Below are 20,268 nucleotides of genomic sequence, written 5' to 3' on the forward strand. Positions count from 1 at the left end.
CCTACCTTAATGGATTATTGTCGGTTTGAGGCACTTCAAAAACTGAGATGCTCCCCTTAAGCCCCTTGTAATCCATAAACTAAAATCCTAATTTGTCTAACACTGGCTTTGTAGAAACAATGTGACGGTCTAAACCCAGTTCTTTTGGACTAACCCCAAGTGCCAAAGCAATCAACTGGGGTAAATGCAACACTGGTAAACCTAGCTTTTGTTCAATCACCTTTTCTACCTCTGGCTGACGCGAATCTAAATTTAAGTGGCAAAGAGGACAAGGCGTAACTATACAGTCAGCACCAGATGTCAAAGCGTCCTGAATATGCATCCCCGCCATCTTGAAAGATTGGGTAGTGGCATAACTAGCAAGGGGCCAACCACAACATTGTGTCCGCCCTCGATAATAAATTGGTGTTGCACCCACTGCCCGAAACATATTTTCCATCGCTTCCGGTTGGAAGGGGTCGTCATCAGGCATAGATTTTTGGGCGCGGAGGAGATAACAGCCATAAAAAGCCGCACATTTTAATCCAGTTAACTTTCGGGTGACACGTTTGGTAATTTCCTCTAAACCGTAATCTGTTACTAAGGCGTAAAGAAGATGTTTAACGTCAGTACTGCCGCGATAAGGCGAACAGCCTTCTTTATTTAGCAAACCATTAACCTGTTCAATGTAAACAGGGTTAGAAGTCTTGCACTCTTTCAAGTGTTCATTCACATGACCGATAACACCTTGACAAGTACTGCAATGGGTAAGTAAGGGCAGATTTAATTCTTCTGCTAGGGCAATATTTCTGGCGTTAACTGTATCTTCTAGCAGTTGCGAATCTTCTTTAAATGTGCCTGAGCCACAGCAAGCAGCTTTTTTAAGTTCAACTAGTTCAATGCCCAGTGCTTGGGTAAGCGCTTGAGTTGACTGGTAAAGTTCCCGACAGGCCCCTTGAGCAACACAACCGGGGAAGTAAGCGTATTTGAGTGTCTGAGGTAGCATAGAAGTATGTTTGGGTTAGAGCGATCGCTCTAAACAATAACTGTTTTATCATTCCCTTGTTAGCACCATTCTGATGTTTGACGTTTAGCTACCCATTGAGCCTCTAGGTTAAAAGGTCGCAGCATCGACATATTCTTAATTGCTAGCAAGGCTGTAAATACCGATCGAGACATTGTAAAAAGTTTTAGCAATAATTGGAAAACCAAAGCATATATATGGGATCGGCGATGGCGTAGTACGCTCCACTGCTCAAGTGTTCCGAGAAAACTTACCCGATTTATTTTAGGAATGGGAGAGGTTTTCTAACAGAAAAACCCTTGGAAGTATGCGGGCGATCGCGCTTGACGATAAGATGTATATGCTCAAAACAATGTCTCCTCTAAAGAGCAGATCGTAGCAAGTGGTTAAGGACTTTTATTTATGAGCCAAGCGGAACTTTTTGAAAAGGTCAAGAAAATCGTCATCGAACAACTGAGTGTTGATCCCCCAGATAAAGTCACACCACAAGCCAAGTTTATGGAAGACCTGGGAGCAGATTCCCTCGATACCGTTGAGTTGGTGATGGCCTTGGAAGAAGAATTTGATATCGAAATTCCCGACGAAGCTGCCGAGCAGATTACATCGGTTCAAGACGCAGTAGATTACATCGATAACAAAGTTACCGCCTCAGCTTAACTGAGGATTAAAATTGGGGATTGGGATTGGGGAGATTTTTCTCTAATATCTAGCTACTCTTCGCCTGACGCTGCTAATGTCACTAATGCTGACGTTAACGACAGTCACTTGAAGTCAGCAAATCCGATGCCAGTCGCTCGTAAAGGAAACCTTTAAGATCGCGCTGGCTCACTAGTACCTAGTCGCTAACCTCAAATTTTTTGCCTGCTAGCTTTTTCGCCATTTTTAACTGAATCATGACAGATCATACACGTAAACGCGTTGTTGTAACTGGTGTTGGCGCGATTACACCTATAGGTAACACAGCAACAGAATATTGGAATGGATTATTGAGTGGACGCAATGGCATTGACTACATCACATTATTTGATCCGTCTCGCCATGATTGCCGGATTGCTGGTGAGGTGAAAAACTTCGATCCGCATGATTACTTGGAGCGTAAAGAGGCCAAGCGCATGGATCGATTTTCCCAATTTGGGGTTGCGGCAGCAAAACAGGCTCTAGCTAACGCGGAGTTAGCGATCAATGACCTGAATGCAGAACAGGTAGGTGTGATGATCGGTTCTGGCGTTGGTGGGATTAAGGTATTAGAAGACCAGCAAACTATCTACCTCAACCGTGGCCCCGATCGCTGTAGTCCATTCATGATTCCGATGATGATCGCCAATATGGCCGCAGGATTAACGGCAATTCACACGGGTGCTAAAGGGCCAAACTCCTGTCCTGTAACTGCCTGTGCGGCTGGCTCTAACGCCATTGGAGATGCTTTTCGCTTAATTCAAGGGGGATATGCCCAGGCGATGATTTGCGGGGGAACGGAGTCAGCTGTCACACCATTGTCGATAGCTGGGTTCGCCGCCTGCAAGGCACTCTCTTTTAGCAATGATGACCCGGCTCATGCTTGCCGTCCTTTTGACCGTGATCGCAACGGATTTGTTTTGGGTGAAGGTTCAGGAATTTTAATTCTAGAAGAACTGCAACACGCCATCAGTCGCGGCGCTCACATTTATGCCGAAATGATCGGTTATGGCATGACCTGTGATGCTTACCATATCACCTCCCCCGTACCTGGTGGACTCGGAGCCGCTAGAGCAATCGAACTGGCTCTTAAAGATGCTGGCATAACTCCTGAACAAATTAGCTATATTAACGCCCACGGCACTAGCACCCCAGCTAATGATTCAACTGAAACCTCAGCAATCAAAAAAGCCTTGGGAGAACACGCCTATAAGGTGGCAATTAGCTCCACCAAATCGATGACAGGTCATTTATTGGGCGGTTCTGGAGGTATTGAAGCAGTCGCAACAGTACTAGCGATCGCTAATGACCAAATTCCACCGACAATTAATCTGGAAAATCCCGATCCTGAGTGTGACTTAGATTACGTGCCTAACTCTAGCCGCGCTCAAAAAGTCGAGGTGGCAATATCCAATTCCTTTGGGTTTGGCGGTCATAATGTCACACTGGCCTTTAAGAAATACGTTTAAAAGAAGTTAGGAGGCAGAAGGCAGGAGTTAGAATTCAGAATTCAGTAGTTTGATCCGACTCTGCTCGTTTGCCCAATGCCCCATGACGCCACTTGCTTCAAGTCGGGAAACCCGCCCAACGCAGTGGCTCCCCAATGCCCCATGTCCCATACCCAAAGTATCAGAAATATCATTCCGATATAAAGTAAGCGTTCAGCATGACCCAATTATCAGCTTGATTTATCACCAGAAACTCAGGAGATCCCGCTTGTCCATCGACAAGCGGGAGTGGGATGATAAGGATACTGTGGGGAATCTAAAATAACCCCAGCAAGAGAAGCTACGAAGAGTGCTAACCCGTCGTTAAAAACAAGAGATTATGACTGTTGCAACCCAATTTGCCAAAGAATTGTCCGTCGAAGAACTGGCTATTAACTCGATCCGCTTCTTGGCTGTTGATGCCGTAGAAAAGGCAAAATCGGGACACCCAGGACTACCAATGGGTGCGGCTCCGATGGCTTTTGTACTCTGGGATCGCTTTTTAAAGTTTAATCCCAAGAATCCCAAATGGTTTAACCGCGATCGCTTTGTCTTATCTGCCGGTCATGGCTCGATGTTGCAGTACGCCCTGCTTTACTTGACAGGCTACGACAGTGTAAGCATTGAAGATATCAAGCAATTCCGCCAATGGGAATCCAAAACCCCTGGACACCCCGAAAACTTCATGACCCCAGGTGTGGAAGTCACCACTGGCCCCTTGGGTCAAGGAATTGCCAATGGAGTCGGTTTAGCGATCGCCGAAGCGCACCTTGCCGCTAAATTTAACAAACCCGATACCAAGATTGTTGACCATTACACCTACGTAATTGTGGGTGACGGTTGCAACATGGAAGGAATTTCTGGTGAAGCTTGTTCTTTCGCAGGACACTTGGGATTAGGCAAACTCATCGCTCTGTACGACGACAACCACATTTCCATCGACGGTTCCACCGATGTGGCATTCACCGAAGATGTTTCTAAGCGCTTTGAAGCTTACGGCTGGCACGTCCAACACGTCGAGGACGGCAATACCGATTTAGAAGCGATCGCCAAAGCAATTGAAGCAGCCAAAGCTGTTACCGATAAGCCTTCTTTCATCAAGGTAACAACCATTATTGGTTACGGTTCCCCCAATAAAGCAAACACCGCTGGTGTTCATGGTGCTGCCCTTGGTGGAGACGAAATAGCATTGACTCGGAAAAATTTGGGTTGGGAATATGAGCCTTTCGTAGTCCCAGAAGAGGCCCTCAACCATACCCGCAAAGCAGTGGAACGTGGCGCAGGTTACGAAGACGAATGGAACAAGACTTTTGCAGATTACAAAGCTAAGTATGCCCAAGAAGCGGCTGACTTTGAACGCTACATAAGCAGCAAACTACCTGACGGTTGGGATAAGGTACTACCTACCTACACTCCAGAAGACAAAGGACAACCCACCCGCAAACACTCAGAAATCTCCCTCAACAAATTAGCGGCAGTTTTACCTGAATTGATTGGTGGTTCGGCTGACTTAACCCACTCCAACCTTACCGAAGTCAAGGGCAAAGGCGACTTTCAAAAAGGGCACTACGAAAACCCCAACATCCACTTTGGTGTACGGGAACATGCTATGGGCGCAATCTGTAATGGGATAGCGCTGCACGCTTCGGGATTAATTCCCTACGGTGCTACCTTCTTGATCTTCACAGATTATATGCGTGCTGCCATCCGCTTATCCGCCCTTTCCCAAGCTGGCGCGATTTGGGTGATGACTCACGATTCCATTGGACAAGGTGAAGATGGCCCCACGCACCAACCCATTGAAACTCTGGCTTCCTTGCGAGCTATTCCTAATTTAACCGTGTTTCGTCCCGCAGACGGTAACGAAACCTCTGGTGCTTATAAAATAGCGATCGAAAAGGCGAAGCAAAATGCTCCATCTCTGTTGGCGTTCACTCGTCAAAACGTCCCCAACTTGGCAGGTACATCAATTGAGGGCGTAGCCAAGGGTGGATACACCGTGGTTGATAGCGAAGGTACACCTGAGATCATTTTGATTGGAACTGGTTCAGAACTGAGCCTCGCAGTCGGTGCAGCCGAAAAACTCACGGCTGAAGGCAAGAAAGCCCGTGTTGTCTCGCTACCCTCATGGGAACTGTTTGAAGCACAGGATGCGGCTTATAAAGAGTCCGTTCTGCCGAAAGCTGTCACCAAGCGTTTGTCTGTAGAAGCTGGTAGCAGTTTCGGTTGGCACAAGTACATAGGTACTGAAGGCGATACTGTTAGTATTGATCGCTTTGGTGCTTCGGCTCCAGGCAATGTTTGTCTAGAGAAGTTTGGCTTTAGCGTTGATAATGTGTTAGCTAAGGCTAAACAATTGTTGGGTTAATAGCAACAGAATATTCTCAAAATAGTTTGGGGTGGGCTGAAAGGCCCGCCTTTTTTTATGCAAAGAAGCGCTGAGTACAGATTGTTTATAATTCATAGCTTATTTAATTTTTTGATGAAATGCTACTCAAGAAATACCTAATTAAAATAAAGATTCATTAAAGTATGGTTTGAGGTAAACTTGAGCCTTTAGACTCAACTCAAGCATAATTTTTTCAGCAGATGCCTATTAAGATTTGTATTTATCCCGTTAAAAGTGAATGTTTTTACAGATGTAACATTATTTACTAACTTTTTTCAGTTAAACTTAAATTCTCTGTGATATATTGATGTAATCAAGAATACCCGTAAGATAAATATTAAAACTTAGCATTATGTCTAGTCAAGAACAAAATTCTAACAAACCATTGAAGCAAACGCAGGCTAGCCTAACAAAGAAAAAGAAAATACAACCTCCCCCAGACCTCAAAAAACCAAATAAAACCGAATAAAAAGTATTAGAGTTACTTGTAGAGACTTAAATTAAATTAAGTCTCTGCAATTTTTATCAAAAATAAATTAGCTTATTTATTTTTTGCTTGAGTCTTTGCCTGTTCTAAAGCTATTTCTTTGATTGCCTGATATGAATTAACATTTGAGCTACCTTCAATAGCTTTAACTGCCAAATCCTGAACTTGTTTGAGAGCGGATTCGAGTTGTTTAGAAAGATTTTGAATTCGTGTCTCTTGGTTAGTAATAGTTTGTTCTAAAGATTGTAATCTTTGTTCATAGAAACGCTTTTGCCCTTCCACTTCCTTAGAATATAAATCTGATTTTACTTTAGCTTGGTAGTGGGCGATGCCTTTGCCTTCTTCTGTAGCTTTTTTGATGGCTGCTTCTTTATCTTTTGGAAAAGCTTCTACCTTAGCTTTTAACTCTTCAAATTGTTTCTCTCTCTCAGAAATTGCTTTCTCCCGTTCAGCCCACTGCTTTTCTGTTTCTTGTAGTGATTCTTCCAGTTGCTTATATAGCGCTTTCTGCTCTTGTTCGTATTCGTCATTTTGCAGTTGTCGCTGGAGTTCTAAATTATACTTATACTCTGTTGCATCGCGTTGCCGAGTTTTATTCAAGTTTTCATTCCGTTCTTTTATCGCCCGTTGCTGTTCCTCCTGTTCTTTTCCCCAAGTATTTCTTTGCTCTAGTATTTCTTGGAATAACACTTCAGAACGTCGGCTATATTCTTCCTGATAAGCTTTAGTATTATCTTCATAGGCTTGGATAAGAGTATCCAAGATATCATCAGAAATTTCTAAATTATGCAACTGTGTTAATTGTTGGATTTCTTTTTCTAAAATTCGCCTGATTTCTTCCAACTTAGAGGCTTTTGTGGTTAGCTGTTCCGATAATTCATTAGCAGCACTGCCAAAACCTAATTGAACCTTCGCCAAGCTTTCAATTGTATTGTTCATTTTTTGTTGGATACTAGAAAGCTGATTCATAGCTATTTTTTGTTCTAATTTAGGCTGTTCTTTAGTTCCAGACTGGTTTTCTTTGGCAACTTTATCGAGTTCTGATTTCAGTGCTGCTTTTTCTTTTGCTAACTCTTCATACGCCTGAAGAATTTCTACTTTAGTATTCTTATCAGTCGGTTTTTTCCCCACCACAACAAACCTCCTCTTCAGGAATTCAAGATGATTAAGATGCTACAGACTCACAACTATTTAGGATTAGAACTACCAAAAGCCCTCATAGCTAAGTCTTGTGCTTGTTTTAATGCAGTTTGCAATTGAGCAGAAATGCCTTCTATTTGCTCAGACTGTTTCTTAATTGTTTCTTCCAGAGATTGAATTTTTTGTTCATAGCTCTGTTTGTTAGATTCCCATTCTCTTTCAAATAAATCAGCCTCGATTTTAGCTTTTTGGCTTGTTTCTTTAATTGCTTCTTCTCTAGCCTTCTTAACGGCTTCTTCCAGTTCGCTAGGAAATGTAGTTACTTTTTGTTCATAATCTGCAAAGAGTGGTTGGCGTTCAGCGAAGATTTTTTCTCGTTCTGCCCAATCTTTCTCTTTCTTTTGAGAATTTTCTTGTATTTCCCTTTGTTGTTGGCGCTTTATCCCTTCGTAGCTGTCTGTACTGAATTTTCGAGTAGTTTCTAACTTATACTGAAATTCTTCTTGTTCTTGCTGGCGATCTTTGGCTAATAAATCGTTATATGCTTGGAGTTTTTCTTCATACTCTGCTTGCTCTTTCTGCCATTCTTTCCGCCTAATTATAATTTCTTTCTCTAGTGCTTCCTTTTTGCTAATAGTATCTTGTTCAAGAATTTTTAATTTTTCTTGGTGTTCTTGACTTAAAATGTCTAGAGTATCTGCTACAACTCTAATTTGTTCCAGTTCTTGTAGGCGTTGAGTTTCAATTTCTATAGCTCGGTTCAATTCATCTAACTTGGAATTTTCCTGAGCTAGTTTTTCAGATAATCCGTTGAGAATACTGCCAAACTCTAATTGTAAATCAGCTAAACCTTTGACAATACTATCAACTGTATATGCAGAAGCTGCTTGCAGAATTCCTTGACTTTTTGCTTTTTCTGCTTCCTCTTGTTTGGTTGCTATTTTAGATTCAAGTTTTTTTCTTTGGATAATAATTTGTTGAAATGCTTGCATTAGTTGTTGTTTGCTGTCCTTGACTCCAACTGTAGTCATCTTCCAACTCCCTTCAATAGGCAAATTATTTATTGGGTAGCAAGCCATACCAATGACTACCCTATGCAGACATCAGAGTAGCCTTTAAATCAACATTTTTAACGCGGTGGAAATACTGAAATGATCCACATCTAAGACTTAATGGGTAAGAATTTTCCACATATATGTCTTTCTGTTTTTCAGGTATAGTTTTCCCTTTAAGGTTTAGTAGTATTTTTGTACTAAGATAAATATACCTAAACTAATCTCCTCTGTCAAGATAATCCTTCATGCAATAATGTCTTTGGATCTTGTAGAGACAGAATCGGAAATTCAAAGTCTTTAATTAAAAAACTATTAGAAGCTTGCAGCCACAGTGATTTATTATTTAGGAGACTGCTGTGGTATATGTTACTTTTTGTAAAGAAAATCTAAAAGAATTAACCCTAGTAGAAGTGTGGTTGCAGTAAGGCGAGATAATAGACTTAATCATCCTAATTGATACAAGCACAGTCCTAGACTTTTGTGATATCAATGTATACCAGTGAATCGACCAAATATTCTGCCAGAACGGACATTGGACAAACCAGCCGTATTCTAGTAGTAGAAGATGAAGAATTAATCCAGGAAATGCTAGCTGTAGCTCTGGAAGAAGAAGGTTACGGGGTGATAACTGCCCCCGATGGGCGGTCTGCTATAGAGTATCTCAAAAGTTTTGAAACCAATTCAGGGGAACTTCCCTTTGATCTGGTCATTCTTGATTTAATGCTGCCGCAAATTAATGGGCTAGATATTTGCCGTTTGCTACGTCATCAAGGCAACCCAGTACCGATTTTAATGCTCAGTGCTAAGGGTAGTGAAACTGACCGTGTTTTGGGGTTAGAGGTGGGTGCAGATGACTACCTGACCAAACCCTTTAGTATGCGCGAGTTAGTTGCTCGTTGTCGCGCTTTACTCCGCCGCCAACGCCTAAGTAATTTGCCACAAATACCTGTATTAAAATTTAAGGATGTCTCCTTGAATCCCCAAGAATGTCGCGTGCTGGTTCGTGGTCAAGAAGTGAGTCTTTCTCCCAAAGAGTTCCGCTTGCTGGAACTGTTTATGAGTTACGCTCGCCGGGTATGGTCACGGGAACAATTGCTCGATCAGGTTTGGGGGCCGGATTTTGTCGGCGATAGTAAAACTGTAGACGTTCACATTCGGTGGTTGCGCGAAAAATTGGAGCAAGACCCCAGTCATCCCGAATATATTGTGACTGTAAGAGGTTTTGGCTATAGGTTTGGATAATTAGTTGGGATAGTTGTTAGTTTTTAGTAGTCACCAAAAAACTAACAACTCAAATGCTTTTATTGGGATTTTTTCTGGGTTTAACGGTAGGCATTGGGTTTTGGGTTTGGCAACAGGTTCAACTTAACCACTACCTGGGGCGTTTACTCCGACCGTTAACCTCGCATTCTTACAAGATGGGACTGCTGCTGATTCCTGGGTTGCGGCAGGAAATAGCGATGGTGAAACAGCAGCGGCAAGATTTGCAGCAGTCGTTGCAAACTTACCAAGACCTGCTAGATTTTGCACCTGTGGGATATTTGCAGGTGGATGAGGAAAATCAACTGCTGTGGTGTAATCGACAGGCGCAGGAAATTTTGTATCTGCAAAGGTGGCAACCAGAACAAGTACGCTTGTTATTGGAGTTGGTAAGGTCTTATGAACTCGACCATTTAATTGAGCAAACTCGTGATTTGCAAAAACCACAAACGGGAGAATGGATATTTCATCCATCTTGTGATGATGCAGCAGAGATGGCAACAATCAAATCTCTAGCTTTGCGTGCTTCTAGCTTGCCTTTACCCAATGGACAAGTGGGAGTCTTTTTAGAAAATCGTCAACCCCTATTAGATATAAATCAAGCACGCGATCGCTCTTTTTCTGATCTAGCACACGAACTCAGAACGCCGCTAACTTCGATTCGCTTAGTTGTAGAAACTTTACAAATCCGCTTGGAACCACCTTTAAATCGTTGGGTTAACCGCCTCATGCAAGAAGTTGACCGGCTGATTAACTTGGTGCAAAGCTGGTTAGACCTCACCCAAATGGAAGCAAACCCAAATATGCAATTGCAAGCCAAAGCTGTAGAATTGCGATCGCTCATTACATCTGTTTGGGAAACACTAGAACCCTTAGCACAGCGTCAACATCTGTCTTTTTCTTATTCTGGCCCAGAAAATCTTTGGATTAAAGCAGATAAAGCCCGGATTTACCAGGTTTTTCTCAACTTGCTAGACAATAGCATTAAGTACAGTCCTCCTGGTACAAGCATTTACGTTGAAGCGAAAATCTTATCAACAAAGGATAATGATCCTGCTTCCCCAATTTTGGAAATAAGTCTTATTGATTCTGGAGTTGGCTTTTCGGAGGCAGATTTACCCCACGTTTTTGAGCGATTTTATCGAGGAGATAAAGCGCGAACTCATTCTCCCCAAGATAGTAACTCCATAGGAGCGATCGTTGGTAATGGATTAGGATTAGCGATCATTGAGCAAATTCTAATTGCCCACGGTGGTTCAATCAAAGCGATGAACCATCCAGAAACTGGTGGTGCGTGGATGCAACTCCAATTTCCGGAAGTTATGGCGAACTCCTTAAGCCAAGACTATAGTTAGTAATATTCTTCACCTTTAAGACAACAAGTGTGAAAGCCATCGATTATACTCCCAATCCTCAAAGACCACAACTCGCACGCGCCATTAGGCGCTTAGAACGGGATGTATTACGCATGGGTGCCTTGGTAGAACAATCATTTCGCCTCAGCCACCAAGCGTTATTTGCTCGTAACTTAACAGCAGCTGAGGAACTCCCCCGATTAGATAAAAAGATCGATCGCTTTTATAGACAAATCGAATCAGACTGTACGGCGATTATGACGCTACAAGCGCCTACAGCCCCCGATTTGCGCTGCTTGAGTGCCTTTATGCAGCTGGTGCGAGACTTAGAGCGCATTGGCGATTATGCTGAGGATTTAGCTGAGATTGCGATTAAAATTTTTCCTTACGCGCCTCATACGTCAATGCCCGACATTGAAGCTATGTCCCTTCACGCGCAGGCGATGCTAGCAACTAGCTTAAAGGCTTTGGGGGATTTTGATGAAGCTGGTGGACGCCGTTTAAAGCATCTGGATGATACTGTAGACGATGCCTATGATCGCGTTTATCAGACTTTAGCCCAACAACGGGATGTGCCTGGTGTAGTCGAGCCAATTATACTGCTGGCGCTGGCAATTCGTTGTCTGGAACGCATGGCAGATCACGCTACGAATATCGGTCAAAGGGTAGCATATATTGTCACTGGTCAACGTTCCTAATTGATATGCCGCCCAAATCCCTGACTTCTACCCTCCGGGTATCTGCAAGAAGTCGGGGATCTAAATCCAGCGATTTAGTAAGCGCCATTCCACCCTACTATCTTCATAGATTATTTGCGCCTCCATACTTACTTAGGCTTCAGAAAATACCAAATAATTAAAAATAAGTTAATTCAATATTTTACTAAAAGCTTACCTATTCTTAAACTTACACAATTAAAGTAACAAATAAATAAATAAAAATTTTGGTTATATCTCACTGATAGATACCATAAGCAAAAGTTATTGTTATCAGAATATTTTAAATTAGTCCCTAGCTCTGATTGAAAAGAATAGACTTTCAGATATATAGGTGATTGTTAATACAAATTATTAGAGTTTCTTAATCATTTAAATAGCAAGATTCCCTGATAATTATGTAGTTACGATTAATGATGTGTTTCCCAAGTTCTACTTCAAATTCTGCTGTGTCAAATAGCTCTGCCTTGGGCAGACAATTACCTCAGCAGATATTTAACCGTCGGGAGGTAATTCCACCTCACAATGATGTACTTTGGCGGATTGAATACGGTGCAGTTCGTACCTTAACGTGGAGTGAAGATGGAACATTCATCACTCTCGGTTATTGGGGATTAGGAGATCTGATTGGCTATCCTTTGTCTAGAGTCAAGCCCTACCAAATTGAATGTCTCACGGGTGTGGAAGTAAGCATTGTGCCACCTCATTTGTGGCATCAGGATATTAATGCTTTGTTATCTCATATTCAACAAGTAGAGGATCTACTAAGCATTGTGCATCGAAAACCAATTTCGCTACGCTTATGGCAGTTTTTAGTCTGGTTAAGTGAAAAATTTGGCCGTGACGTAGATAAGGGCAAGCTAATTGATTTAAATGTTACCCATCAAGATATTGCTGAAGTCTTAAATACTACGCGAGTAACAGTTACCCGACTCCTACAGCAGTTAGAGGAAGAAGGAACAGTTTTACGTCACAAACGCCGCATTATTTTGCGCTTACCAAAGAAATTAATTAAAAATTATAGTTCAGCAGTATGCTAACTAATTGCTTGTAATAATCACAGGATAAAGGTATAATCGTTGCTGTGATTGTGTGTGAAATCCACAAAACAGAAGTGCTTAAAGCATTTTCTCATGACTGGATTATTGTAGGTGTGAGTGAAATTAAAAACATGACAAAACGATTCTGGAATCTTTTTAAGGTTAGTCCGATTGTATTAGCTGCTACATTTTTCCTTGCTAATAGTGCCTTAGCTGCTGAAGTCAATGAACAGATAACAAATGTTGAGCAGTTATCTGAAACTCAAGAGTCTAACGACATGAGTCAGGTGACATCAGTTTCTCAGTTTTCGGATGTGCAGCCTACAGATTGGGCATTCCAAGCTTTACAATCTCTAGTTGAGCGCTACGGCTGTATTGCAGGTTATCCTAACAGTACCTATCGTGGGAACCGTGCTTTAACCCGTTATGAATTTGCCGCAGGTTTGAATGCCTGTTTAGACCGGGTTAACGAACTGATTGCTACAGCTACTGCCGATTTGGTCAGTAAACAAGATTTAGCTACTTTACAGCGTTTACAAGAAGAATATTCTGCTGAACTAGCAACTCTGCGCGGTCGTGTTGATGGACTAGAAGCCCGCACTGCTGAGTTGGAAGCTAATCAGTTCTCCACTACCACCAAGTTGGTTGGAGAAGCAATTTTCGCCGTATCTGATGTTTTTGGCGACACTAGAGCAGTTCCTGGTGGTGCTCCTACTCAAGACTTGAATTATAACACCACTTTTAGCGATCGCGTTCGTTTGAACTTGTTGAGCAATTTCACTGGTACAGACCAGTTGCAAGTCCGCTTGACTGCTAACAATACCATTTCTAATGTTGGTAGCGTTGTTGGTGGTGTTGCAACCGGTACTGGTACTAACATGAGCCGCTTGTCTTTTGATGGAGATAACGGCAACGCTGTTTTTATTGATAAAATCAACTACGCTTTCAACTTTTCTGACGCGGTGCGTGTCAAAGTTGACGCTACTGGTGGTGAATTATGGGAAAACGTAAACGCCTTCAACCCTGACTTTGCAAGCTCTGCTAGAGGTGCGCTCTCTCGCTATGGACGTTTTAGCCCGATTTACCGTCAAGGTCAAAATTCTGCGGCTTTGACTGTTACTTTAAATCCTAACAAAGCTATCAGTTTGACTGGTGCTTATTTAGCACCTTCAAGTGGAGCTGGTAATATCTTTGGTGCTAATAATCCCGGTCTTAATAATGGGCTGTTGAATGGTGATAGCACCATCTTCGGTCAATTAACTTTCAAACCCAGCAAAGCCTTCAATATTGGTCTAACCTATGCCCATAGTTACTTCGCTGGCAATGCAGCTAACAGTCTCTTCCAAGGAACAGGTAGCGCTTTTGCCAATAATCCCTTTGGGGGTGGTACTCGCACTGAATCCAATAACTACGGTGTAGAAGCTACCTTTCAACTTGGCTCTACCTTGGCTATTAGTGGTTGGGGGGGTTATACAACTGCTGATGCTCTTACTGGTGCTAATGCGGGTGCAGATGCAGATGTTTGGTACTGGGCTGGATCGCTTGCTTTAAAAGACTTTGGTGGAGAAGGCAACGTTTTAGGTGTGATCTTTGGTCAACCACCCAGAGTTACTGGTGGTAGTATCAAAAATGTCGCCGGCAATACTACCTTCGACGACAGTACTTCTTATCACTTAGAGGGTCTTTACAAATACAATATTTCCGATAATATTCAGGTAACACCTGGCTTGTTGGTAATCTTCAATCCAGAGCACAACGAGGCTAACGACACTGAATATGTAGGTACTCTACGTACTACCTTCACCTTCTAAAATTGGTGATGAAATATAAGGCTCAGAATTAGATAAACAAAACCCCACCTAAAAGTGGGGTTTTATTTAGGAAGAAAATGAGCTATGTAGGATTATAATCTGGCTGATTGGATATATCTTTTGGGGGGCGATCGCTACTCCAAGCCCACCACACAGAACCACAGTGACAGTAGTAGAACTCTTGCCATTTGCGACGACGGTCTTCTGTAAGTACAGGCGATCGCCGATTTAGCCAAACTTTTTCAGCTTCTAGGCTACTTGAGTGGCAGTTAGGACAGCAAAAATTGTATGCATGTATTGCCTTATTTGTCCATTCAGGTGGGAGGGTAGCAAAAGCGTCCATGTAGTTACAAATATAGTCTTAATGGCAAGCCAAAACTTTGAGGTTTTGAATTTAGCGGCAAACGAATACTATAAAATACCGCTACACTATCAAACTGCTTCATCAATATTTTTATGGCTCGATCTGAATTTATTCAAGACTGCCAAAGCATCCATAAATCAAAGGTTAACATGAAAACTTTATTTTTTACACACCTAGTACGCTACGGCGTAAATAGAGCAACCATTTAAAATCCTTAAAAAGCCCATTCCATAATACTTTTGACTTTTGACTTTTAACTTTTGACTTCCGCCTTGCGGTACTAGTTACTATGCACATTATGGCTAATAATTAAATTTATGGAGCCAAATGTTGAAATTCGCCGTTTGTTAGATGTAATGCCAGCTTCTGGTCGGATGACGACAAAAATCGTTAGTAAGCCAGAGCAAGCAAAAGTGATTGATGCTTCCTTTCCCCAACCCTGGAACCAAGCGCGACCGATATATATTAATTTTGATTTGTGGCGTCGCTTGCCAAAGCCGCAACGAGACTTGCTGCTGTTGCAAATGGTTAGCTGGTTGACGGGGGTGAAGTGGTTTAAACCCGACATTTATCAAGGCGTGGTGTTAGCTGGGCTGTTAGGCGGATTCTTGGAAGCAGCACAGTCAGATGTAGTAGGCGTTGCTGTCGCTGGGGGATTAAGTGCGATCGCTGCTTGGAGGATCTGGCGCACTAATAAATCTCAAGAGTCAGAGTTAAATGCCGATGCCGCCGCAATTAAGATAGCACAACGGCGCGGTTATTCAGAAGCTGAAGCAGCACAGCATCTGTTATCTGCAATTGAAGCAGTAGCCAAAATTGAAGGGCGTTCCAGTTTCAATTTTACTGAGTTGATTCGTTGCCAAAACTTACGAGCGATCGCAGGTTTATCACCAGTAGGTATACCAGAAAGTTATGATAAGTAGAATAAATGTCTTTGCTATCCATTTGTAGCAACATTTAAAGTCAAAGGTGTTTATATGGAGTTTTTGAGAGCGTTCAATCAAAAACCTCTAAATTTTCAGATGAGGTTTTGGTCTTGTCTAAGCTTAATTTCTCGCTTTTTATAACTCCAGCAAGCTTTCAGTAACAACTGTAGCTTTGTGCATTTAGACCAAGACTTCTAGTGTTTAGGCAAGAAAATGCAATCCATGAGGCTCAAACTGGCTGCAATCCATGAGGCTATTCTACACTGGAATAAGAGATGTGTGTTTAACTTACTTAGATATCAAAAACTGGGGAGTTTTGTCATACCTTCTCGGTGTCGCTTATGAGGTTGATTACCTCGTATGGTAAAACTTAACTTAAATTCTGTCAGTTACGAACGGAGTTGATAGGAATGGGTACTTTAATTTTTATTGGCTTGATAGTGGTTTACGGAGGCGGGGCTTGGAAATTTTGGAATGGGTTTGGACGGACTAATTTTAATCCAACTTTCACCAATCGGATTGGTTTATCTTTGCTATGGCCAGCTTTGTTTATTACAAATCAATCTTATCGTCGAAACTTTAGAAAGGCGTTGAAGGGCTAGGGATTACTATTAAACCTAACGTCATCCGATCTGACGGTGGCATATATCTCAAATAAATATAAGCCAACAACCTCCCTTCCCTGATCGGGAAAGGAGGTTGCTGCTTTTAGGAAGGAGAGGAATTAGGGAGGGATAAATGCGTTAACTGTTGGTAAAGTATTTCAGTTGATGAATTTACTAATTATTTATGATTGGTTAATAGATGGATTGCTGCACCTACAGCTGCACCATCAACAGCATTGCCAAGGGTATCTCTCTTATCACCAGTAATTACACCAGTCAATGCACTAGCCCCAGCACCGACTCCGACATCTTGAGCAGCGTTCCGGTGACTACGATTACGAGTGTTTCTCAGACCATTTGCACCATTAACGGCTGCGCCAGTCGCACCACCCTTAACAGCATTGCCTAATACACTACCATTTCCCCTAACAGCTCCTGTTACCACATTGGTAACAGCCCCAATACCTACATCTCTTAGTACTTGGTCATCAGCAGCAGCAGGTTTTGCCGGAACTAAGGTGACACCAGCTAAACTGGCAGCCATCAGGCTGGGTAGAAGTGTGCGCTTTAGGATATTATTCATTATCTTACCTTCTCAAAACATCAAACAATTAGCTAAAAACCAAAGTTACTGGAGTCGCATAAAATCTGATTTTTTTATCTGAACAACAGCAACTATATATTGTTTGAGAACATATATATAATCGCATTTGTAAAGTCATAACTGCATCTACTGAAAGCATGAATATAGATTCAGTCCATAGAGGGCCTTGCTGATTTATTAAACTATACAAGTAATTACACCTTGACAAAAGTAACTCAATATGAGATAAAGATTTTTCCCTACTAGCAAGGGATTTCTAATGAGAAATCACGTAGTGTTTCCCCTATCTATCTAAAGATAGTTGCTAAAATAATTAAACTAACTCATCGGGGTTAATATTTAATTCTCTCAGTTTAGTAGCCAAGCGTTGCGTAGGCGTAGCCCGTCGTAGACATCGCTCCCATCCTGTTTGTAGCAAATTACCCTGATTATCCCACCAGCGCAACCAGGGTAATTCTAAATTTTGATAGCGGCCTTGCCAAATCCCCAACTCTACACCCATCGGTTCAATCGGATAATGTCCGCGTTCATTAGCAGGTATTAGCTGATATTCACCTCTAAGCAATTGATACGCCTGGACACTGGCTTTTTTCACTTCATAAAAGCCATAGAAGGGAACTCTAATTGCTTGCTCATAAACCCAAAATTTTCCTGTAATGGGTGTTTTGTCCCGTTCTTCTGAACCATCCCCTGAGACAAATTCCAACACAATCAGAGGTGCAACATATTCTTGCCATAGCACATAAGAACGGCGGACTTGACCATTTAAAGTTGGTGGTACATTTGGCACATAAAACCAATCTGGGGCTTGTGCTCCTCTTTCTGGTGGTTCAGTCATGCGCCAATAAATACCGCTATCTTGACCAATGCAATATTGTCCATTGGGATGCAGCTTCTGCAAGATTGGCTCAATAGAATCTGTCAGTAATAAACTTTCAGGATGTTCTTGCAAGTTTTTCCCAAAAGTCCCGTCAGATTCTGGTAGCTGCCTATGGTCTGGTAGGGTTGATTCAATGCCTAATGGTGTCTGTGCTGAGGTCATGGGAACCTCCTAAATATGGGGGGATAAAAAGTAATATGACATTTTTTATAGTTGGTTGCGGGCATGGGAACACAAGGCTTGCTGAATGCAGGAATGAAAATGATTTTGTAGAGCTAGCAATTCCAAGATTCATACATTTAATCAGCAACGCCGAACAAAACTCCTGTCTACAAATAGACTGCATTTGGGAACTTAGAAAGACAGAAAATGTCAAGCAAAGCTAGAAAAACCGAGATTCGGTGGAATATCTTGAATACGCCCAGGGCCAATCCCTCGGAATGCTTCTTTAAGTAAAATATCCCCAGTATACAAAGCACGTCCGACAATCACACCAGTCACGCCTTGAGGTTCTAACGCCAACAAACTCAACAAGTCGGTGATAGAACTTACCCCACCAGAAGCAATTATCGGAATAGAAATTGCTGCTGCAAGTTCTCGTAAAGCTTCTAAATTTGGACCTGTAAGTGTCCCATCCCGGTGGATATCTGTGTAAATTATGGCGGCTGCGCCCAATTCTTGCATTTGTACAGCCAGTTGAGTTGCTAAAACTTCCGAGGTTTCTAACCAGCCGCGAGTTGCTACTTTGCCATTACGGGCATCAATACCGATAATAATCTGTTCGGGAAATTCTTGGCAGAGTTGTTGCACTAACTGGGGTTGTTCTACAGCGATGGTTCCGAGAATCGCCCACTGTATGCCTAGATTAAATACTTGTTGTACGCTGGTGCGATCGCGCAATCCTCCACCAATTTCAATGGGTACTGACACTGCTTGAGCGATCGCTTCAATTGCCTCTAGGTTTACTACTTTACCTGCTTTGGCACCATCTAAATCAACTATATGCAATTTAGTAGCACCTTCATCTACCCACTGTTTGGCAACATCAGCGGGATTTTCGCTAAAAACTTGCGAGCGATCGTAGTCTCCCTGATACAGTCGCACACAGTGACCTTCTAGTAAATCAATCGCTGGAATTACGTCCATTTAACTCTTCCTCATTGCAATCCAAACACTATCTATATAGCAATCCTAAATGAGATTGTGAAAATTTTTGTTATGGTTGTCCTTGGTCATTAGTCAATAGTCATTTGCAATTTATTTAGGACAAATGACTATTGACTAATGACAGCCAACTCCAAAAATATTTCACAAATGATTTAGGACTGCTATAGCTGAATTTACTATTTTTCATTTTTCATTTTTAATTGCCTTACAGCTTGCCCAAAACCCAGCACAAGCAAGATGTTAGAAAGCGTCAAAAATAGTTCTGCACCACCGTGTAACCAATCTACATTGGCTAAAGACTTACCATAATGCAGTACAGCATAAATTCCCGCCGGGATGGTAATGGCAACAAAAACGAGAGTGCCGTAAAATCCATACAGCGCCAAACGCGGCATTTGCGGACTGCGGCTGATAAACCACAAGAAACCCAAATAGGGAAACAGTGAAAGTGCAAACAGGGTTTCTTTAGAAATCATTGCTCTGATTTAATAGGTTTTGGTTCAACAGTGTTAACAGATTTGGTAGAACGCCAAATCAAATACGCGGCTGCCCAAAGTGTAAAATTACCAACTAAAGTCATGGTAGCTTGAAGCGTTACCAGCCATTCCAGAGATTCGGCGTTGTCGAAATAATGCCAGGTACAGGCACACATCGCGCTGACTAAAGCTGGTAACATGGCAAGGGATAATCCCCACCAGCTGCGGTTATTAGTGAGTTCGCCGTAAGTCCAGATTAACCAAATGGCGACAATCCACTCAATAACGCTAGAAACATGAATAATCCAGGTGGGAATCGATAGGGCGTTCATACAGTTAGGAGTGGGGAGTAGCACTGTCAAGGTGATATGTAGCTTGAATTTTATATTTGTTTAAACAAAATCTTTACTTGTTCTTTTAGAATTTTAAAAATTCCGAGTTCAAAGGTTCAACATTCGAGTTCAAAGGCTCAAAGTTCGAGTTCAAAGGTTCAACGTCCGAGTTCAAAGGCTCAACGTTCGAGTTCAAAGGCTCAACGTTCGAGTTCAAAGGCTCAACGTCCGAGTTCAGAAGCTCAAAGTCCGAGTTCAAAGGCTCAAAGTTCGAGTTCTGAAGCTCAACGTCCGAGTTCAAAGGCTCAACGTCCGAGTTCAAAGGCTCAACGTCCGAGTTCAGAAGCTCAACGTCCAAGTTCAGAGGGAGTTCTAACTATCTTCTGCACTATTCAAAATAGAACTTAGGAATGAGTTTACCATCTGTATCGGGGACAGAGATTCATTTAACAATAGCTATTAATCCAAAATCCAAAATCCAAAATCCAAAATGGTC

The 20,268-nt window shown here is 42.1% G+C and carries 19 protein-coding genes; 10 read left to right on the plus strand and 9 right to left on the minus strand.

What is annotated here, in order from left to right; all coding sequences use genetic code 11:
• Positions 1 to 79: 79 nt before the first annotated feature.
• Positions 80 to 985, minus strand: a complete 906-nt coding sequence (locus tag HWQ58_RS34985; RefSeq protein WP_292872963.1) for a CoB--CoM heterodisulfide reductase iron-sulfur subunit B family protein — start codon at positions 983 to 985, stop codon at positions 80 to 82.
• Positions 986 to 1,405: 420 nt separating this feature from the next.
• Here HWQ58_RS34985 and HWQ58_RS34990 point away from each other — a divergent pair, with 420 nt between their 5' ends.
• The 3 genes from HWQ58_RS34990 (at position 1,406) to tkt (ending at position 5,533) form a co-directional block, all read left to right on the plus strand.
• Positions 1,406 to 1,660 (plus strand): acyl carrier protein, encoded by a 255-nt coding sequence (locus HWQ58_RS34990; RefSeq protein ID WP_292872965.1) that lies wholly within the window; start codon positions 1,406 to 1,408, stop codon positions 1,658 to 1,660.
• Positions 1,661 to 1,896: 236 nt separating this feature from the next.
• Complete coding sequence (gene fabF / locus HWQ58_RS34995; RefSeq protein WP_292872967.1) at positions 1,897 to 3,147, plus strand: beta-ketoacyl-ACP synthase II; 1,251 nt, start codon at positions 1,897 to 1,899, stop codon at positions 3,145 to 3,147.
• Positions 3,148 to 3,505: 358 nt separating this feature from the next.
• Positions 3,506 to 5,533 carry a transketolase gene (tkt, locus tag HWQ58_RS35000; RefSeq protein ID WP_292872969.1) on the plus strand — a complete coding sequence of 676 codons (2,028 nt, stop codon included), beginning with the start codon at positions 3,506 to 3,508 and terminating at the stop codon, positions 5,531 to 5,533.
• Positions 5,534 to 6,095: 562 nt separating this feature from the next.
• Here the strand turns inward: tkt and HWQ58_RS35005 are convergent.
• Together HWQ58_RS35005 and HWQ58_RS35010 are read right to left on the minus strand one after the other, a co-directional pair.
• Entirely contained in the window at positions 6,096 to 7,175 is a 1,080-nt protein-coding gene (locus HWQ58_RS35005; RefSeq protein WP_292872971.1) for a hypothetical protein, read from the minus strand.
• A gap of 53 nt (positions 7,176 to 7,228) precedes the next feature.
• On the minus strand, positions 7,229 to 8,212 hold the full coding sequence (locus HWQ58_RS35010; RefSeq protein ID WP_292872973.1) for a hypothetical protein: 984 nt from the start codon (positions 8,210 to 8,212) through the stop codon (positions 7,229 to 7,231).
• Positions 8,213 to 8,725: 513 nt separating this feature from the next.
• Between HWQ58_RS35010 and HWQ58_RS35015 the strand changes: the two genes are divergently transcribed.
• From HWQ58_RS35015 to HWQ58_RS35035, 5 genes are all read left to right on the plus strand, one after another.
• Complete coding sequence (locus HWQ58_RS35015) at positions 8,726 to 9,478, plus strand: response regulator transcription factor (RefSeq protein WP_292872975.1); 753 nt, start codon at positions 8,726 to 8,728, stop codon at positions 9,476 to 9,478.
• Positions 9,479 to 9,531: 53 nt separating this feature from the next.
• Positions 9,532 to 10,851 carry an ATP-binding protein gene (locus HWQ58_RS35020; protein ID WP_292872977.1) on the plus strand — a complete coding sequence of 440 codons (1,320 nt, stop codon included), beginning with the start codon at positions 9,532 to 9,534 and terminating at the stop codon, positions 10,849 to 10,851.
• A 29-nt stretch (positions 10,852 to 10,880) separates the two neighbouring features.
• Positions 10,881 to 11,549 (plus strand): phosphate signaling complex protein PhoU, encoded by a 669-nt coding sequence (gene phoU / locus HWQ58_RS35025; protein WP_292774849.1) that lies wholly within the window; start codon positions 10,881 to 10,883, stop codon positions 11,547 to 11,549.
• Between the two features lie 431 nt (positions 11,550 to 11,980).
• On the plus strand, positions 11,981 to 12,607 hold the full coding sequence (locus HWQ58_RS35030) for a Crp/Fnr family transcriptional regulator (RefSeq protein WP_292872979.1): 627 nt from the start codon (positions 11,981 to 11,983) through the stop codon (positions 12,605 to 12,607).
• Positions 12,608 to 12,738: 131 nt separating this feature from the next.
• Positions 12,739 to 14,418, plus strand: coding sequence for an iron uptake porin (locus HWQ58_RS35035; RefSeq protein WP_292873054.1), 1,680 nt, complete (start codon positions 12,739 to 12,741; stop codon positions 14,416 to 14,418).
• Between the two features lie 82 nt (positions 14,419 to 14,500).
• Here the strand turns inward: HWQ58_RS35035 and HWQ58_RS35040 are convergent, their stop codons facing one another.
• Positions 14,501 to 14,761: a hypothetical protein gene (locus HWQ58_RS35040; protein WP_104906465.1), complete on the minus strand. Its 261-nt coding sequence runs from the start codon at positions 14,759 to 14,761 to the stop codon at positions 14,501 to 14,503.
• A 338-nt stretch (positions 14,762 to 15,099) separates the two neighbouring features.
• Between HWQ58_RS35040 and HWQ58_RS35045 the strand changes: the two genes are divergently transcribed.
• On the plus strand, positions 15,100 to 15,705 hold the full coding sequence (locus HWQ58_RS35045; RefSeq protein ID WP_292872981.1) for a DUF3318 domain-containing protein: 606 nt from the start codon (positions 15,100 to 15,102) through the stop codon (positions 15,703 to 15,705).
• A 413-nt stretch (positions 15,706 to 16,118) separates the two neighbouring features.
• Positions 16,119 to 16,310 carry a hypothetical protein gene (locus tag HWQ58_RS35050; RefSeq protein WP_292872983.1) on the plus strand — a complete coding sequence of 64 codons (192 nt, stop codon included), beginning with the start codon at positions 16,119 to 16,121 and terminating at the stop codon, positions 16,308 to 16,310.
• Between the two features lie 181 nt (positions 16,311 to 16,491).
• Here the strand turns inward: HWQ58_RS35050 and HWQ58_RS35055 are convergent, their stop codons facing one another.
• The 5 genes from HWQ58_RS35055 to HWQ58_RS35075 form a co-directional block, all read right to left on the minus strand.
• Positions 16,492 to 16,896, minus strand: coding sequence for a hypothetical protein (locus HWQ58_RS35055; protein WP_292872985.1), 405 nt, complete (start codon positions 16,894 to 16,896; stop codon positions 16,492 to 16,494).
• A gap of 334 nt (positions 16,897 to 17,230) precedes the next feature.
• Positions 17,231 to 17,959, minus strand: coding sequence for a Uma2 family endonuclease (locus tag HWQ58_RS35060; protein WP_292872987.1), 729 nt, complete (start codon positions 17,957 to 17,959; stop codon positions 17,231 to 17,233).
• 210 nt (positions 17,960 to 18,169) lie between these two features.
• Entirely contained in the window at positions 18,170 to 18,943 is a 774-nt protein-coding gene (gene hisA, locus HWQ58_RS35065) for a 1-(5-phosphoribosyl)-5-[(5-phosphoribosylamino)methylideneamino]imidazole-4-carboxamide isomerase (protein WP_292872989.1), read from the minus strand.
• Positions 18,944 to 19,140: 197 nt separating this feature from the next.
• Entirely contained in the window at positions 19,141 to 19,440 is a 300-nt protein-coding gene (locus tag HWQ58_RS35070) for a DUF3593 domain-containing protein (protein WP_292872991.1), read from the minus strand.
• The gene (locus tag HWQ58_RS35075; RefSeq protein WP_292872993.1) at positions 19,437 to 19,772 is read right to left on the minus strand and encodes a DUF2499 domain-containing protein; all 336 of its coding nucleotides are present in this window, start codon (positions 19,770 to 19,772) and stop codon (positions 19,437 to 19,439) included. Before HWQ58_RS35075 ends, HWQ58_RS35070 begins: the two co-directional genes overlap by 4 nt.
• Positions 19,773 to 20,268: the final 496 nt, after the last annotated feature.

Origin of the sequence: Nostoc sp. LPT, assembly GCF_017115165.1 — a bacterium.
GTDB lineage: Bacteria > Cyanobacteriota > Cyanobacteriia > Cyanobacteriales > Nostocaceae > Nostoc.

What these genes read in the sequence shown, in the direction of transcription:
- HWQ58_RS35040 (WP_104906465.1), bottom strand. Translation starts at nt 14,761, where the DNA reads ATGGACGCTTTTGCTACCCTCCCACCTGAATGGACAAATAAGGCAATA.
- HWQ58_RS35070 (WP_292872991.1), bottom strand. Translation starts at nt 19,440, where the DNA reads ATGATTTCTAAAGAAACCCTGTTTGCACTTTCACTGTTTCCCTATTTG.
- hisA (WP_292872989.1), bottom strand. Translation starts at nt 18,943, where the DNA reads ATGGACGTAATTCCAGCGATTGATTTACTAGAAGGTCACTGTGTGCGA.
- HWQ58_RS35060 (WP_292872987.1), bottom strand. Translation starts at nt 17,959, where the DNA reads ATGACCTCAGCACAGACACCATTAGGCATTGAATCAACCCTACCAGAC.
- HWQ58_RS35015 (WP_292872975.1), top strand. Translation starts at nt 8,726, where the DNA reads ATGTATACCAGTGAATCGACCAAATATTCTGCCAGAACGGACATTGGA.
- HWQ58_RS35045 (WP_292872981.1), top strand. Translation starts at nt 15,100, where the DNA reads ATGGAGCCAAATGTTGAAATTCGCCGTTTGTTAGATGTAATGCCAGCT.
- fabF (WP_292872967.1), top strand. Translation starts at nt 1,897, where the DNA reads ATGACAGATCATACACGTAAACGCGTTGTTGTAACTGGTGTTGGCGCG.
- HWQ58_RS35075 (WP_292872993.1), bottom strand. Translation starts at nt 19,772, where the DNA reads ATGAACGCCCTATCGATTCCCACCTGGATTATTCATGTTTCTAGCGTT.
- tkt (WP_292872969.1), top strand. Translation starts at nt 3,506, where the DNA reads ATGACTGTTGCAACCCAATTTGCCAAAGAATTGTCCGTCGAAGAACTG.
- HWQ58_RS35030 (WP_292872979.1), top strand. Translation starts at nt 11,981, where the DNA reads ATGATGTGTTTCCCAAGTTCTACTTCAAATTCTGCTGTGTCAAATAGC.
- HWQ58_RS34985 (WP_292872963.1), bottom strand. Translation starts at nt 985, where the DNA reads ATGCTACCTCAGACACTCAAATACGCTTACTTCCCCGGTTGTGTTGCT.
- HWQ58_RS35035 (WP_292873054.1), top strand. Translation starts at nt 12,739, where the DNA reads ATGACAAAACGATTCTGGAATCTTTTTAAGGTTAGTCCGATTGTATTA.
- HWQ58_RS35010 (WP_292872973.1), bottom strand. Translation starts at nt 8,212, where the DNA reads ATGACTACAGTTGGAGTCAAGGACAGCAAACAACAACTAATGCAAGCA.
- HWQ58_RS35055 (WP_292872985.1), bottom strand. Translation starts at nt 16,896, where the DNA reads ATGAATAATATCCTAAAGCGCACACTTCTACCCAGCCTGATGGCTGCC.
- HWQ58_RS35050 (WP_292872983.1), top strand. Translation starts at nt 16,119, where the DNA reads ATGGGTACTTTAATTTTTATTGGCTTGATAGTGGTTTACGGAGGCGGG.
- HWQ58_RS34990 (WP_292872965.1), top strand. Translation starts at nt 1,406, where the DNA reads ATGAGCCAAGCGGAACTTTTTGAAAAGGTCAAGAAAATCGTCATCGAA.
- HWQ58_RS35020 (WP_292872977.1), top strand. Translation starts at nt 9,532, where the DNA reads ATGCTTTTATTGGGATTTTTTCTGGGTTTAACGGTAGGCATTGGGTTT.